The organism is Alteromonas sp. ABM1_013 (assembly GCF_056160505.1).
The window spans coordinates 764741-780163 of sequence record NZ_JBSWXH010000003.1 but is presented as its reverse complement, the minus strand read 5'-3'; the positions used below and the strand labels follow the sequence as shown (position 1 = coordinate 780163).

Annotated in this window: 10 protein-coding genes; 2 read left to right on the top strand and 8 right to left on the bottom strand. The window is 44.3% G+C overall.

The window, feature by feature from the left end:
* Positions 1–2: 2 nt before the first annotated feature.
* Positions 3–1676 carry a cryptochrome/deoxyribodipyrimidine photo-lyase family protein gene (locus ACXAGK_RS11685; protein WP_474856367.1) on the top strand — a complete coding sequence of 558 codons (1674 nt, stop codon included), beginning with the start codon at positions 3–5 and terminating at the stop codon, positions 1674–1676.
* Here ACXAGK_RS11685 and ACXAGK_RS11680 read toward each other — a convergent pair.
* The gene (locus ACXAGK_RS11680; RefSeq protein ID WP_474806703.1) at positions 1673–1960 is read right to left on the bottom strand and encodes a hypothetical protein; all 288 of its coding nucleotides are present in this window, start codon (positions 1958–1960) and stop codon (positions 1673–1675) included. The two genes, ACXAGK_RS11685 and ACXAGK_RS11680, sit on opposite strands and share 4 nt — an antisense overlap.
* A 207-nt stretch (positions 1961–2167) precedes the next feature.
* On the opposite strand from ACXAGK_RS11680, the gene fabA reads away from it, so the two are divergent.
* Entirely contained in the window at positions 2168–2686 is a 519-nt protein-coding gene (gene fabA, locus ACXAGK_RS11675; protein ID WP_025255307.1) for a bifunctional 3-hydroxydecanoyl-ACP dehydratase/trans-2-decenoyl-ACP isomerase, read from the top strand.
* A gap of 99 nt (positions 2687–2785) precedes the next feature.
* Here the strand turns inward: fabA and rmf are convergent, their stop codons facing one another.
* The 7 genes from rmf to ACXAGK_RS11640 all read right to left on the bottom strand — a co-directional run bounded on the left by rmf (position 2786) and on the right by ACXAGK_RS11640 (position 15394).
* Positions 2786–2962: a ribosome modulation factor gene (gene rmf / locus ACXAGK_RS11670; protein ID WP_039220169.1), complete on the bottom strand. Its 177-nt coding sequence runs from the start codon at positions 2960–2962 to the stop codon at positions 2786–2788.
* A gap of 303 nt (positions 2963–3265) precedes the next feature.
* On the bottom strand, positions 3266–5023 hold the full coding sequence (locus ACXAGK_RS11665; protein ID WP_474856366.1) for a DUF3466 family protein: 1758 nt from the start codon (positions 5021–5023) through the stop codon (positions 3266–3268).
* 12 nt (positions 5024–5035) lie between these two features.
* Entirely contained in the window at positions 5036–6976 is a 1941-nt protein-coding gene (uup, locus tag ACXAGK_RS11660; RefSeq protein WP_474856365.1) for an ATP-binding cassette ATPase Uup, read from the bottom strand.
* Positions 6973–7206 carry a glutaredoxin family protein gene (locus ACXAGK_RS11655; protein ID WP_474856364.1) on the bottom strand — a complete coding sequence of 78 codons (234 nt, stop codon included), beginning with the start codon at positions 7204–7206 and terminating at the stop codon, positions 6973–6975. Before ACXAGK_RS11655 ends, uup begins: the two co-directional genes overlap by 4 nt.
* Positions 7203–9299, bottom strand: a complete 2097-nt coding sequence (gene rlmKL, locus ACXAGK_RS11650) for a bifunctional 23S rRNA (guanine(2069)-N(7))-methyltransferase RlmK/23S rRNA (guanine(2445)-N(2))-methyltransferase RlmL (RefSeq protein ID WP_474856363.1) — start codon at positions 9297–9299, stop codon at positions 7203–7205. The genes ACXAGK_RS11655 and rlmKL overlap by 4 nt, the downstream gene beginning before the upstream one ends.
* An 84-nt stretch (positions 9300–9383) precedes the next feature.
* The gene (gene pyrD / locus ACXAGK_RS11645; RefSeq protein WP_474856362.1) at positions 9384–10391 is read right to left on the bottom strand and encodes a quinone-dependent dihydroorotate dehydrogenase; all 1008 of its coding nucleotides are present in this window, start codon (positions 10389–10391) and stop codon (positions 9384–9386) included.
* Between the two features lie 164 nt (positions 10392–10555).
* On the bottom strand, positions 10556–15394 hold the full coding sequence (locus ACXAGK_RS11640; RefSeq protein ID WP_474856361.1) for an NAD-glutamate dehydrogenase: 4839 nt from the start codon (positions 15392–15394) through the stop codon (positions 10556–10558).
* Positions 15395–15423: the final 29 nt, after the last annotated feature.

Sequence of the window (15423 nt, the reverse complement as noted above, 5' to 3'; positions counted from 1 at the left end):
GTATGGCGTCAGATAACTTAAAAAAAGCTAACTCAAATAACTCAAAAGAGACAGTCACAGTTATATGGTTAAAGCGAGACCTTCGCTTACGTGACCACGAGCCTTTTTATCGCGCGGTTCAGGCAGGAGAAAAGATACTCCCACTTTTTTGTTGGGAGCCCTCGCTTATTGCAGACCCGCATATGGATATTCGCCATTGGCAATTTATGCAGCAAAGTATCGATGACATTAACAGCCAATTGCCCGCTCATGCCCGTGTTTTGACCTTGCACTGTGGAGTAATAGAAGCACTTGAACTTATTGCTCAAAATTACAACATTGGTGCGGTTAGGAGTTACCAGGAAATAGGTCTATCGGTTACGCATAACCGAGATTTCGAGGTTGATAGATATCTGAAAAGTAAAGCTATTTCATTTAGTGAGTATCAGTATGGAGCCGTGATGCGTGGGTTGACCCACCGAGCTAGATGGCAGCAAAATTGGGAGCATCATTTTGCCAGTGCGACCTATGATTTTGATATAGAAACAGCTAAATGGGTTAACTGGCGAGAGTTTTCAGATATTTTAAAAGCGTCGAAATCCATTGATGAGATAGCTGAACTTAAACCGTCACCGCTTAGTTTGCCCATGGCGTGTACGAATTGTATTAATGATAAAGCATTAAAGGCTGAACAGAGTGAAATTGAAGTCACACCCGATATAGTTTCTATGCAACCTGGCGGTGAAAAGCGTGCTTGGCAGGTTTTGAAGGATTTTTTCAGTTCTCGTGGACAGTATTATCACCAACATATTTCAAAACCTGAGTATGCACGACGCGCATGTTCACGATTAAGCCCTTATCTCGCATGGGGCAACATTTCTATCAAGCAGGTGTATCAAAGCGTTCAGTTGGAAAAACAAGCTAAGAAAGCTTTGCCAAGATCACAGCGCAAACAGTGGAGTCGCGCCCTATCCGCTTTAACATCGAGGCTGCACTGGCACTGCCACTTTATTCAAAAATTTGAGAGTGAGGCCAGTATAGAGTGGCGCCCAATGAACCGTGCTTATGAGCACTTCCCTTTCATAGACGGGCCGGAAGCTGAGCGACGTTTCTATTTCTGGACCATTGGACGTACAGGCTACCCTTTGGTAGACGCCTGCATGCGAGCGCTACGACAGACCGGATATATAAACTTTCGGATGCGGGCAATGGTAACGAGTTTTTTATGCCACCATTTAAACGTGCACTGGCTGAAAGCCGCACATTACCTTGCAACACAGTTTTTAGACTTTGAGCCGGGGATCCACTACCCCCAAATACAAATGCAGGCAAGTGTGACTGGTATCCATACCGTAAGGCTGTACAACCCGGTAACACAGTCACAAAAGTTAGACCCTGATGGCGTATTTATTAAGAAGTGGGTGCCAGAGCTAGCTAAACTACCTAATGAAGCCGTTCATGCGCCCTACGACCTACCGCCATTAGAAGCGCAAATGCTTGGTTTTGACGTTAAACAAGATTATGTGTTGCCCATTATCGATATTACAGAGAACAACCGTATAACAGCGAAACGTTTATGGGACTATCGCGAGCGAGATGATGTGGTAAAAGAAGCGCAACGTATTGTCAGGCGCCATACCATGCAAAATAGTCCAAGTAGAACGTGGCTTAAAGCGAAAATTAATAAAACAGCCTAACGGTTGTTCTTTCTAAGCCACTCGTTTAATAGCTTAATTTGACCGCATTTATAAGCCGCATACATTAGCCGCATAGCGTTAGACATGGCTTCGCTGTCGGTCCAACCCGTTTTTTCGCGAATTTCGTCATAACATGCTTTCGCTTCTGGGCTGACGTACCCTCTCACTAGCTTCTTGCCGGCGTCCTTTTGTCTTTCTCTAAAACGTCGTTGTTTATCAGCGTTCGCTTTCGCTCTATCTGCAGGGCTTTTTCTACTGGTTTTTTTTGTTGTTTGTTCTGTCATAGTTTTCACACACAAATACTATATTGTGGAGCGTAGTTTAATCGCTGTTTATAAATTGCACGCATGGGGCGATATTTGTACGGATTAAATTTATAGTTAGTATAGTAGCACGCGTTTTTCTTCAGAAAAATGACTGTTCAGAGTTGTTTAGCGTACAAGTGTTCGCTAAATTAAGAATGTAACTTAAATAACAACAATGAGTTGGGAATGTCAGAGAAGAAAAGTAGCTTTAACAAAGAAGATTTATTGGCGTGTAGCCGTGGTGAAATGTTTGGTCCGGGTAACAGTCAACTGCCTGCACCAAATATGCTAATGATGGACCGCGTTGTCTCTATTACTGAAGACGGCGGTGAACATGGCAAAGGCGAGATTATCGCTGAGTTAGATATTAACCCAGATTTATGGTTTTTTGACTGCCACTTTCCAGGTGACCCAGTCATGCCAGGCTGCCTTGGCCTTGACGCAATGTGGCAACTTGTTGGCTTTTTCCTTGGCTGGAGCGGCGGGCCTGGTAAAGGGCGTGCGCTAGGTGTTGGTGAAGTGAAGTTTACCGGTCAAATTCTACCAACAGCAAAAAAAGTTACCTATAAAATTACGATGAAGCGCGTAATTAAACGTAAACTTTTCATGGGTATGGCTGATGGTTCGGTTGAAGTGGACGGGCGAGAAATTTATGTCGCGAAAGATTTAAAAGTGGGCTTGTTCCAAGATACTTCGAATTTTTAATCGCTGTTTAATCGACGCTAAATACTAAATCGATAAACACAAAAAAGCCCCTTTCTAGGGGCTTTCCTTTTTGCATAATCAGTTCATAAAAGAGAAGTGTTATTTAACGCTTAAACCTAAATGTCTATCCTCTACTGCCTCACGCCATCCACCTAACCACTGTGAACGTGCATCGTTTTGCTGAAATGGACAATTTTCCTTTGAACGACCGCTAATACCAGCTTGATAGCCTTTAGAATGAGCGCGAGTCATTTTATCTCTTTTTTGTCTTTTCATTGATTAGCCTCTTTTGTTTGTTGGACGTACAACAAATCATTTTCTCGAGCGCTCTACATCATATCGGTTGATAGTGCCGGAAAAGTGATTGCGTACATTACTGTGATAGTGCAATTAACAAAATGGTTCAAGAAAAATATAAAATTAAAACGCTTGACAATCGTTAAATAAATGAAGTTTCGATGAAATTTATATTACATTTTTTATGCATAAATATGTCTATTTTTGCGTTTTTTAGGCATAAAAAAAGCCACATGAATGTGGCTTTCTCAATCTCATTATAAATTTACATGACGAGGTTATTTATTTTTTAAAACGTCTGCGCACAAAAGCAGCGGCAAACAAACCAAAAAACGCGAGCCAGCCAGTAGATGCGCCACTGCGCTCAAACGGTTGTTCGTCTTCTGGTACTTCACAATCGTCAATGGAACCATTAGCTATCGGAGATAGCTTAACCGCAACGACAGAATCAACCAGGTCTGTTTCACCGCTTGAGTTTATGATGTCGACGCCGGTTACGTATTTACTGTTTATTTTAATACGCGCATTAGCAATAATTTCGTTGTCGTCGTTGATATCAACCGCTTCGATTAATTCGTAAGTGTTGTCACACGACACCAAATCATTAAGATCCAAAAACTCTTCAGTATCAATGTTATACATAAATGCAGCGGTTTCACGTAGCGTGTCGCTTGTCGCATCGACATCTGCCTTACCCACCACGATATTGTTATTGTTAATCGCGTTCGCAGTAACACCGGCACTTACGAAAAAGCCATCAGGGTATTTTTGTTCTTGCGTATCTAAGTTGTAAACAAAAAGGCGAGAACGAGCGATATCGCTTTGTGAGCGAAGCACAGCACCAGTTACCCAGTTTTCGTCGTTTATAGCAATTGCTTGGCTGATAAGGTTTTCTTCGCGAGGAAGAAGTTCAATAGTCTCGCCATCTCTGAATACAGTTGCTACGCGCTCACTTTCAGTTAAGCCAGATTGGTTAGGTCGGGTGATCGTAACGCGATCGCCAGTTAGGCCTTCACCCACCGCAATACCTTGATCATTAATATCATAAGCGTAGGTAAAGTAGTGTGCTGTATCGTCTTCATCCGGCTCGAACAGTAATGGGTAAGTGTCAGTGCTAATCACGTCTCCATTAACGTCAACTTGCCATATGGTGGCGTTAACTTCTGACAATAAAACGAAGCCAGGCAAATAGTTCGTAGAAGTATTCAAGAAATAACTAGAGATGCGTGGTACTGCAAAGTCACCATTGTAAATGGTAAAAAGACAACGCCCTTCAGACTGATCGCCACGCAGTTCGTCGTCAGTACAAGTTTCAATAGCTTCATCTACTTCGTCTTGAAAACTGACCGTACTGAAGCCTGCTACTTGTAAATTTGCATTAATTGCACGGGCCGAAGAGAAGCCGCCGGCTGTGGTGTCTACAGCTGGTAGTGCTTTAGACTCACCTGACGCCTGTATAAAACCTTGCTGCGCCGATTCTGCATAAGTGTAGTTGATGGTATCGCCATCTTCATTTTCGTATGGATCTAAAACGACTAAACCTGACGAATCACCTACTACAAAGTTGCCGTTTAAGCTGTCTCTGCCTATCGCTTCAACCGAACGGGTGTAATCATCAAATTTTTCAGTGACTTCGTCTAAGCCTGGCACCAAAGAAATATCTTGGGTGTCAGTTAAGAAGGTTCTGTAAGGCGCTAATTTCTGACCTGTGGTCGCAGTACTAGACGAGAGTAGATAGTTAACGATTGTCGTGTAATCTGAATCAGTGAATACACCTTGACGTGCATCATCTTCGTTTTCTAAATCTTCACCGTTAACATCGAAGAAAGTGGTATCTTCTTCTAACTGCTCCACATCTACAGGTGGGTTATATTCAAGTTGCACTACAGACAGCATTTTGCCTGAATTATCAATTGAACGAGCAAAATTGTTTCTAGCGGTATCCTGTAAAGGAAGAGGCGTCACTGAATAGGTCGCGGCAAATGCCGAAACACTTCCTGTTGCCAACAGAACGGCGGCGGCAAGCTGAGTTCGTTTCATTTAAAATCCTATTTACTGCTGATTATCTTCCAGCATACTTTCTAGTTCATCCCAGCGCGCATATTTCTGGGAAAGTAATTCTTCTTTATCTGCCAGTTCGGCTAACGCCTTGGCAGTAACGTCACTGTCTTGTTTGAAAAAGTCTGGGTCGTTGACTTTTTCTTGCATAGCCTCAAGTTCTTCCTCAAGTGTTTCTAGTTCTTTCGGTAAGGACTCAAGTTCACGCTGGTCTTTGTATGATAGCTTTTTCGTCTTACGGGGAGAAGACTTAGCACTAGGACTGTCTGAAGCTGAATTAGTTTCATTCTTTACCTTGGCTTTCTCTTCCTTTTCGATTTGCTGACGTTTTTCCTGTTGCTCTTTATACCAGTTTTCTACGTCAGTGAAACCCCCAATAAATTCGCGAAGCAGACCGTTACCTTCAAAAACTACGCTACTGTTGGCAACGTTATCAACGAATTCCCTGTCGTGGCTCACTAAAAGCACGGTGCCAGTATACTCGTTAAGTAAGGTTTCAAGCATTTCTAAGGTTTCAACGTCTAAGTCGTTGGTTGGCTCATCGAGAACCAAAACGTTGCTTGGTTTTAGCATGAGCTTGGCAAGCATCAGGCGGTTTTTCTCACCACCTGACAGTGACTTCACCGGCGCATTTACACGCTCTGGCGTAAATAAGTAGTCTTGCAAATAACTTATCACGTGGCGCGGGTGTCCGTTTACCATAAGGTCGCGCTTACCATCGCCTACGGCATCAATTACAGTTTGCTCTAAATCTAAACCGTGGCGATGCTGGTCGAAATAGGCGACTTCTAAATTCGTACCTTGCTTACAATAACCGGTATCCGGCTGTAATTGCCCTAACAGCAACTTAATAAGTGTACTTTTACCGCACCCATTAGCCCCAATTAGTGCTAGTTTATCGCCGCGCAGTACATTTAGGTTCAAGCCTTTCACGATTGGCTTACCTTCAATGCTATAGCTTAAGTCTTTTACCTCAAACACCATTTTTCCAGAGCGCGCGCCCTGGTGTCGGTTAACCACGGCATTGCCCTGCACCGCTCGGCGCGCTTTGCGCTCTTCGCGGAGCTTTTTGAGTGCTCTTACTCGGCCCTCATTACGGGTACGACGCGCTTTAATGCCCTGTCGAATCCACACTTCTTCTTGCGCTAGCTTTTTATCGAATTCAGCGTTTTGCGACGCTTCAACGTCTAAATCGTGCTGTTTTTTCTCAAGATAGGTTTCGTAATTGCCGGGATAGCTGGTAACAGAACCGCGATCTAGGTCAATAATACGTGTGGCCATGGCGCGAATGAAAGCACGGTCGTGGCTTACGAACACAATCGCGCCTTGATAATTGCTCAAGCTCGATTCAAGCCAGCGGATCATTTCAATATCAAGGTGGTTAGTAGGTTCGTCTAACAGTAATAAATCTGGTTGGCGCACTAGCGCACGTGCTAAAGCGGCCTTTCTGCGCCAGCCCCCTGATAATGTTGATAACGATATCTCAGGGTCAAGCTTAAGCATGGTAAGCGTTTGCTCAATCTGCTGTTCGAACTGCCACGCGTCTCTGGCCTCTAATTGTTCTTGTAGTCGTTGAAGTTTATTTAAATTAGCTTCACTAGGGTCTTCACCCACAATACGGGTTTGATGAAAATACGCTTTCAGCGTTTCGCCCACATCAGATAAGCCTTCGGCAACGTAATCGAACAGTGTTACGTCTGTCGTTTGAGGTGGGTCCTGCTCTAAACGTGCAATTACGGTATTATTTTCAATGATACGCTGGCCATCGTCGGCAATAATATCGCCCGCGATAACTTTCATAAGGGTGGATTTACCGCTTCCGTTGCGCCCAACTAAACATACGCGTTCTTTAGGCTGAACTACCAGCTCAACGCCGTCTAAAAGCGGCGGATTTCCATAAATAACAGTGATGTTTTTTAACTGCAAAATGCTCACTGAAGAAACTCCTCTAAATCGGCGGCACTAAAGGGCCATCCAATTTCTTTTTCATTATCGGCCCGCTTCAACACTGGAATACGAGCGCCATACAAGTGATAAAGCTCGCTACTTGTACGAATGTTAACTTTTTCAATAATAAGCGATGAAAACATAGACGTTTGCTGCAGTTCAACATCGGCTAAATCACAGAGGCTGCATTGCGGGCCCGTGTAGAAGATTATTTTCATGAACGTAGAATCCAGCACTGGTGTATCTTGCCCTTACGGGCAAAATCTTCGGGTATGGTTTCGTGGGTGATATTTTCAATGTTCAAGCCAAGGTCACTGATGGCAGACTCGTCTAACTTAAAACCACGTTTATTGTTAGAAAAAATGATGGTCCCCTGCTCTTTTAAGCAGGCTTTGGCGTCGGTAAGCATTTTTACATGATCGCGCTGAACGTCCCACGTGTTCTGCATTCGCTTTGAATTTGAAAATGACGGCGGGTCGATAAAAATCAGGTCATATTTACCTTTGTGCGTACCTAGCCATGTGGTGCAATCGGCTTGAATAAAGGCATGGGGACCACTTAATTTATTAAGCGCTATATTTTTCTTTGCCCATTCCAAATAGGTATTCGACATGTCTACCGTGGTAACTGACTTGGCGCCGCCCATAGCAGCAAATACCGATACGCTGCCCGTGTAAGAAAACAAATTCAACACGTCTTTGTCTTTTGACAAGGTTTTTACTTTTTGACGGGTATTACGGTGGTCTAAGAAAAGACCGGTGTCCAAGTAATCTGTCAGGTTTACCAAAAAGCGAGCGTCGTTTTCGAACACTTCCATCATTTCGCCAGACTGATTAATTTTCTCGTATTGCTTAGTCCCTTTTTGCTGGCTACGCACTTTAAGCGCAATGTGCTTAGGTGAGACTCCGGTAACTGCTGGTAAGTGTAACAATACCTCTTGCAGGCGTTTACGGGCTTTATCTTCTGACACGGTTTTTGGTGGCGCGTACTCTTGAACGACCAGCCAATCGCCATACCTATCTACCGCTACGTTGTAATCGGGTAAATCAGCGTCGTAAATACGGTAGCAGTTCGTGTTTGCACTTTTGATCCAGCCTTTCATACGCTTGAGGTTTTTCTTCAAACGATTAGCAAACTCATGATTGCCGGCGTCTTCACTAAATTGAACCGTGTTTTGTTCATCAAGCACGTAGTTAGCTAAACGGCACTCTAATTTACCATTGTTCATGGCGTAGTCTTTAGTGGCGCGAAGCTTTAATACACGTAGCAAGTCACGGTTACTACTTAAAAGCGACACGTGCCAGCCTTTCCAGGCTTCTTTAAAGCGCTTACCCCAATCGCTAAATAGCGGTATTAACGAAGTAAGTTCACCCAAACGCTCTCCGTACGGCGGGTTGGAAACCACGTAGCCAGGAGTACTAACTGGCGGCGAGGACTTGGTAGCATCTTGCTGAGAAAACGAAATATCGTTAAACACGCCAGCAAAATCAGCGTTAGCTTTTGCAATCGCCACCATTTTACGACTGAAGTCGCCCGCATAAATACCGCCACAGCTTGGCTTTTGAACAGAAATGGCATGCTCTACCAAATCGTCCCAAACCTTAGCTTCATGGCCAAGCCATTTAGTAAAGCCCCAGTATGAACGCTTTATACCAGGCGCAATATTTCGAGCAATGTAGGCAGCTTCTATTGCAATAGTGCCTGAGCCACACATTAAATCTACTAAAGGCGCTTCGGTATTCTCTGCCCAACCACTGCGCATAAGCATTGCGCTGGCGATATGCTCTTTTAGCGGTGCGTCACCGGTTTCTTGCCGATATGCGCGTTGGTGTAAACTTGCTCCAGCTAGGTCTATACCCAAAATTACATTGTCGCGGTGCAATCTGGCATACACAGAGATATCAGGGCTTTTTCGCTCTACTGACGGGCGAGGTAAACCTTGTTCTACGAATGAGTCTACTATGGCGTCCTTAACACGAACGGCGCCAAACTGGGTGTTCTTGATAGCAAAGTTAGTTCCAATAAACTGTACAGATAATGTATGACGTGAATCCATCTGCATTTGCCAGTCAATGCCCATCGCCGTGTTGTAAAGCGCATCTGCATCGCCTGCTTTACCGGACGCTAGCACCCAAATTACGCGATTAGCCAAGCGTGACCATAGGCAAAGTTTATAAGCGTCTTCTTTTGACCCTTCAAACTGAATGGTACCAGGCCCCTGTTTAATTTGTGCATCAGGGCAAAGGCTTAGTACTTCTTGTTTCAATAGTTCGTCAAGACCGCGACTGGTCGTAACCAGGATAGTATTCATTCATGTACCTGTTTTTGATGTACGCGCTTAATGTAAAGCGCGTACACGAGAGATTGGTTTCGGGTGTACTTTATATCGACTGTATTATAACGCGTTTACGATGCGTTTAACGAGAGATGGGCCTTGATAAATAAAGGCCGAGTAGACTTGCACTAATGATGCGCCTGCATCTAAGCGCGCTTGCGCCGCTTCAGGAGAGTCGATGCCCCCTACGCCGATAATAGGTATAGCGCGGTCAAGTGCCTTATTTAATTTACGGGTTACTTCCAAACTCATATCGGTCATAACAGAACCGCTTAGGCCACCCATTTCATCAGCGTGCTCTAGTCCAGTAACCGAATCTCGTGAAAGCGTGGTATTGGTAGCAATCACGCCATCCATTTTGCTATTGATTAACGAAGCAGCAATACTTTCAATTTCAACATCACTTAAATCAGGCGCTATTTTAATGAACAATGGCACGTACTTTCCGTGGGTTTGCGTGAGTGTTTCTTGTGCGGCTTTTAAGCCTACTAACAATTTATCAAGCGCTTCACCGTACTGCAGGTTTCTAAGCCCTGGTGTGTTAGGTGATGAGATATTGATAGTGACATAGCTTGCGTAAGGATAAACCTTATTTAAGCAAATCAGATAATCGTCGAGTGCATTCGCTTCTTCGGTGTCTTTGTTTTTGCCAATGTTAATGCCTATGGGCCCTTTAAACTGGGCTTTTTTTACTTGCTCGACAAGATGATCAACACCTTTGTTATTGAACCCCATGCGATTAATAATGGCTTGCTTTTCAGGGATTCTAAACAAGCGAGGCTTAGGATTTCCCGGCTGCGGACGCGGCGTAACTGTACCAATTTCTACAAAGCCAAAGCCCATGCTTGAAAACGCATCAATACAATCACCGTTCTTATCGAGACCTGCCGCTAACCCTACCGGATTATCAAACGTCATGCCGGCAACAGTGACGGGCTTTTTAAGCGTTGGTGTGCTGTACATCCATTTCAGCGGTGTATGTTGTGTCTTGTTTAACCAGTTAATGGTGAAATCGTGACTTTTTTCAGGTTCACACTGAAGTAAGAGTTTTTGCACTAGAGATTGCATGGTTGTATTTAACGCTCGCTTATTAAGGGTCTGTTGGTCGTTACTACGCCTCACGTTTACAGATTATCTGCTAACAAAAAACGCTGTAAAGCTAGTTAATAATAACCAATCGGCCAATAAAAAGCCCTGATAAACAGGGCTTAAATCATTAAGGTGCGTGTATTCTAATGGTTAGACTTCACGCTTAAAAGCATCAATTCGCGTAAAGCGACAGAAAATTTCGCAAATTCGTGCGTTGTGCTGGTCTTAAACTCTGACATCATGTGATACCAACGTTTAAGAAGCGCCTGATTACTCTCAATCCACTCATCTAGAATTTGGTCAGCGTTGCTCACATCTTCGCGAGAGGCTAGCAGGTTTGCTGCGATTGAGCGCTGCTGCCAATCAAGTTCTTCACGATATGAAGCGCGAGCCAATGCCTGCCAGTGGTTGCTTACCGCCTGATTGTTAATTTGGTCTAAGAACCAGTGAAGTTCTAGACGTGATCCCAATTGGTAGTAAAGCTTGGCGACAACATCAGTATCGTGCTTATCGGCTTCTACAATTTGTGCCAAGTCAAAGCTTGAGAACATGTTTGAGAAGCTCGCTACCTGATAAGCAATATCCTGAGGCACGCCCTCATCAATATATTTCTGCGTTGCAGCTTCTAACTGGGCATATTCACTTTCAACCAAATAATGCTGTAAGTTTTTCGACAATATATCAAACGTGCCGCGATAGCTCGCAATGGCCTCTTCAATAGACTGCGCTTTATTGCCATGGCGAATGTACCAACGGGCGGCACGACGCATAATTCTGCGTGCTTCATCCAACATTTTAAGTTGAAGCTTAGCTGGGATAACGTTGTCTAGTTCTTCAATGCGCTCCCACAGCGTATCCATGTTGAAAATGCCGTGCACAATCGCGTAAGCATCTGCAATTTCGTCTACGCTTGCACCAGTTTCTTCCTGCATTCTGAATACGAAGTTAAGGCCCATATCGTTAACCATATTATTGGTTAATTTAGTGGCGATAATTTCGCTTCTAAGCGGATGCTGCTGCATGTGTGCTGCAAACTTTTCGCGAAGTACCTTCGGGAAAGCTTCAACTAACAGCTTACCATGGTAAGGATTGTCAGTGATTTCTGGAATATTAAGCGCATCTTTAAGCACCATTTTACCGTAGGCAATTAACACGCTAAGTTCAGGGCGAGTTAGGCCTTGGTCAGTTGCTACGCGATCGGAGATCTCGTCATCGCTCGGTATGAACTCTAACTCACGATTTAATTGCCCTTCTCGTTCTAGGCCGTGAATAAAGCGAAGTTGCTCCTTAAGTTGTTTCACACCCGCTAACTCAGTAATAGAGATTGACTGGGTTTGACGGTAACAGTCTTTCAATACAATCGTGCTGACATCGTCAGTCATATCGTAAAGAAGCTTATTACGCTGCTTAAGCGTTAGCTCACCATCGTTGACCAGGCTGTTAAGCAAAATCTTAATGTTAACTTCGTTATCAGAACAATCCACGCCACCGACGTTATCGATAAAGTCGGTGTTAACGCGTCCGCCATTAGAGGCATACTCGATACGGCCTAATTGGGTCAAACCTAGGTTGCCGCCCTCGCCCACAATTTTAGCCTGAACGTCGCGTCCGTTAACGCGCAAGTCATCGTTCGCACGATCGCCCACTTCTGAGTGAGATTCCTTCTTACTCTTGATATAGGTACCAATGCCGCCGTTCCAAAGTAAATCAACTGGCATTTTAAGAATGTTGTGAATAAGCTCGTTAGGCGTCATCGTTAATTGACGCGTACCCAACCACTTTTTCATTTCAGGTGTCAGCTTGATTGACTTAGATGCACGGCTGAATACACCACCACCTTTAGAAATTAACTTACTGTCGTAGTCTTCCCAGCTGAGGCTTGGGTTTTCAAATAAACGTTGACGCTCTTTGTAGCTCGCAGCCGCATCTGGGCTTGGGTCAAAGAAAATATGCAAGTGGTTGAATGCCGCAATTAAGCGCGTGTGCTTTGATAGCAACATACCGTTACCAAATACGTCGCCAGCCATATCGCCTACACCCACAGCGGTAAAATCGGTAGTCTGGCAATCGATACCAATTTCTCTGAAATGACGCTTCACAGACTCCCAGCCGCCGCGCGCAGTAATTCCCATTTTCTTATGGTCGTAGCCAATGCTTCCGCCAGATGCGAATGCATCACCTAGCCAGAAACCAAACTCTTCTGCTATACCATTCGCTATATCAGAGAAAGTTGCGGTCCCTTTATCTGCAGCGACAACCAAATACGGGTCGTCATCATCAAGGCGTACTACATCTTTCGGTGGTACTATTTCGCCATTAACAATGTTGTCGGTAATATCCAGCAAGCTTGTAATGAAAGTGCGGTAACAGGCTTGCCCTTCTGCTTGAATAGCCGCACGGCCTTCACCTACTGGCAAGTTTTTACAAACAAAGCCACCTTTTGCACCAACAGGGACAATAACTGTATTCTTAACCTGCTGCGCTTTAACCAGACCTAAAACTTCGGTTCTGAAGTCTTCTTGACGGTCAGACCAGCGCAGGCCCCCACGGGCAACTTTACCGCCGCGAAGGTGTACACCTTCCACACGTGGGCTGTAAACAAAAATTTCATACTTAGGCAGCGGAAGTGGCATTTCTGGAATAAGCTCAGGCATCATCTTAAATGACACGTAGGACTTTTCGTTGCCTGCATCGTCTGGCTGATAGAAGTTGGTTCGTAGCGTTGCCGACATCATATCCAAATAACGGCGGATAATACGGTCGTCATCAAGGTTACTTACGTTATCTAGCTGTGCCTTGATGGTCTCTAGTATCGCGTCTTCTTTCTTCTGATTACGCTTTTTCTTGGGGTCAAAACGTTGGTCAAAGAAGTCTACCAATAAACGGGCAATATCTGGGTAGTTAGAAAGGGTATTGGCGATATAGTCACGGCTAAATGAGCTGCCAGTTTGGCGCATATATTTAGCGTAGGCACGCAGAACCGTCACCTTTCGACCCGTCATATTGGCGCCCAAAATAAGGCGATTAAACGCGTCATCTTCAAGTGTTTTATACCACACCTTCGCAAAAGCGTCCTGGAAAAGGGTTTGCGCCGTTTCCATATCAAAGTGCTGGCCGCTTTTGTGCAGCATAGTGAAGTCCATTACCCAATTTCGCTCACCTTGGGAACACGTGATTTTATATGGGCTTTCGTCAATTACGCGTAACCCAAAATTCTCCAGCATGGGGAGTACGTCAGACAGGTGAATGGGCTCTGCACGGTGGAAAAGCTTAAGCTTAACGACTTGGCTTTCAGCGTCTTCTTCTTGTGGGCGGTAGAACAACATATCTAAGGTGTGATTATCGTCAAGCATCTCTAGCTTGCCAATATCTACCAGCGCTGCTGATGGCAGGTTGTGCTCCATGTAACTACGAGAAAACGCATTGTTGTATTTGCGCTCAAGCGCCTTGCCAGACGCTTCGCCGTGCGCCGCTGAAATTGCTGACGCTAGTCTGTCGTTCCAGGTTTTGGTCAACTCAATAATGTTTTGCTCTATTTCCTTCACATCGAATTCCGCGTTGTTGTCGTTGACTCTAGCAATGTAATGCGTACGGGCATATACAGACTCTGAAAAGAAGGTGGTAAATTCAACTTCTTCAGTAGCGCCTAATGACGCTTTAAGTAGCTCTTGAGTCTCTTTACGCAACTGTGTGTTGTAGCGCTCTCTTGGTACGAATACCATGCAAGAGAAGAAGCGGCCAAATGTATCTTTGCGAATAAACAAGCGAGATATACCGCGCTCTTGCATTTGAAAAATGCCCATCACAATTTGTGCGAGTTCTTCTGCTGGTGTTTGCAGTAATTCATCACGAGGATAGGTTTCTATAATGTTCGCAAAAGCTTTGTATGCGTGTGTGCCTGGCTCAAAGCCAGATAATTCACAAATACGCTTAATCTTCTCCCGTAAAATGGGTAGCTGAGTTACGCTGTTGTTATAAAACGATGCTGAATAAAGCCCTAGAAAGCGATGCTCACCTACTACCTGCCCGTCTTTGTTAAATACCTTCACGCCTACATAGTCCATATAGGCTGGGCGATGCACGCGAGCACGAGAGTTTGTTTTGGTCAGTATCAACGGGTTTTTGCTTAACGCTTCAGCTCTTGCTGATGCAGGCAGTCTTGATAACAGACGTTCGCGGTCATTTATCGAGTTTTTAAGAAGGCCTAAGCTGGTGTCGTTTTTCGGTATCCATCTATGATCGCCTTCAATTGCTTTAACTTCATAATAGCGATATCCCATCATGGTAAAGTTATGGTCACCTAACCACTCAAGGTATGCCTTAGTCTGTTTTTTTGCATCTGCGGAAACAGGCCAATTGTATTTCGCGTTATTCTTGATAACGTCCTGTAAAGTACTGGTCATGCCCTGCCAGTCTTCAACAGCTAAAGAGACTTCATCAACTACCGAGTAAAGCTCTTTAGTTAAAGCATCGATATCTTTTTTCGACGTCTGCCTGTCGATTTCAATGAAAATGACCGTCTCTTTTTTAGCACCTTCTAGAGTTTGGCCTGGTTCTGCAAAGGTTTCGACTTTGTTCGATTTGTCGCGTTTAACGCCGATAGGGCTATGAAGAAATAAATGCGCGGTAATGTTCAACCGGTTCAGTAGCATACGCACAGAGTCAACTAAGAACGGCATGTCTGACACAATAATCTCTACTATCGTGTGGCTTGAGTGCCAACCGTGTTTAGCTATTTCTGGGTTGAAAACACGAACGTAAGGTGAAGCGTATTCAAATTTTGCCAAACCATTCCATAAACTAAGTGTTGCGCCATACAGGTCGCTGTCGTTGCGATTTTCTAGGTCGTCGCTTGATATGTTTTTATACAACAGACGTCCGAATTGCTGCACAAGAGACTTCTGCTTGGTATCTACTTTTTTATCAATGAGTGCAAATACATTGTCTAGCAGTACTGAGTGTCGCTGTGAGGTGACTGTCATTTGTTAACCTTTTTTGAATGTCGAAATAC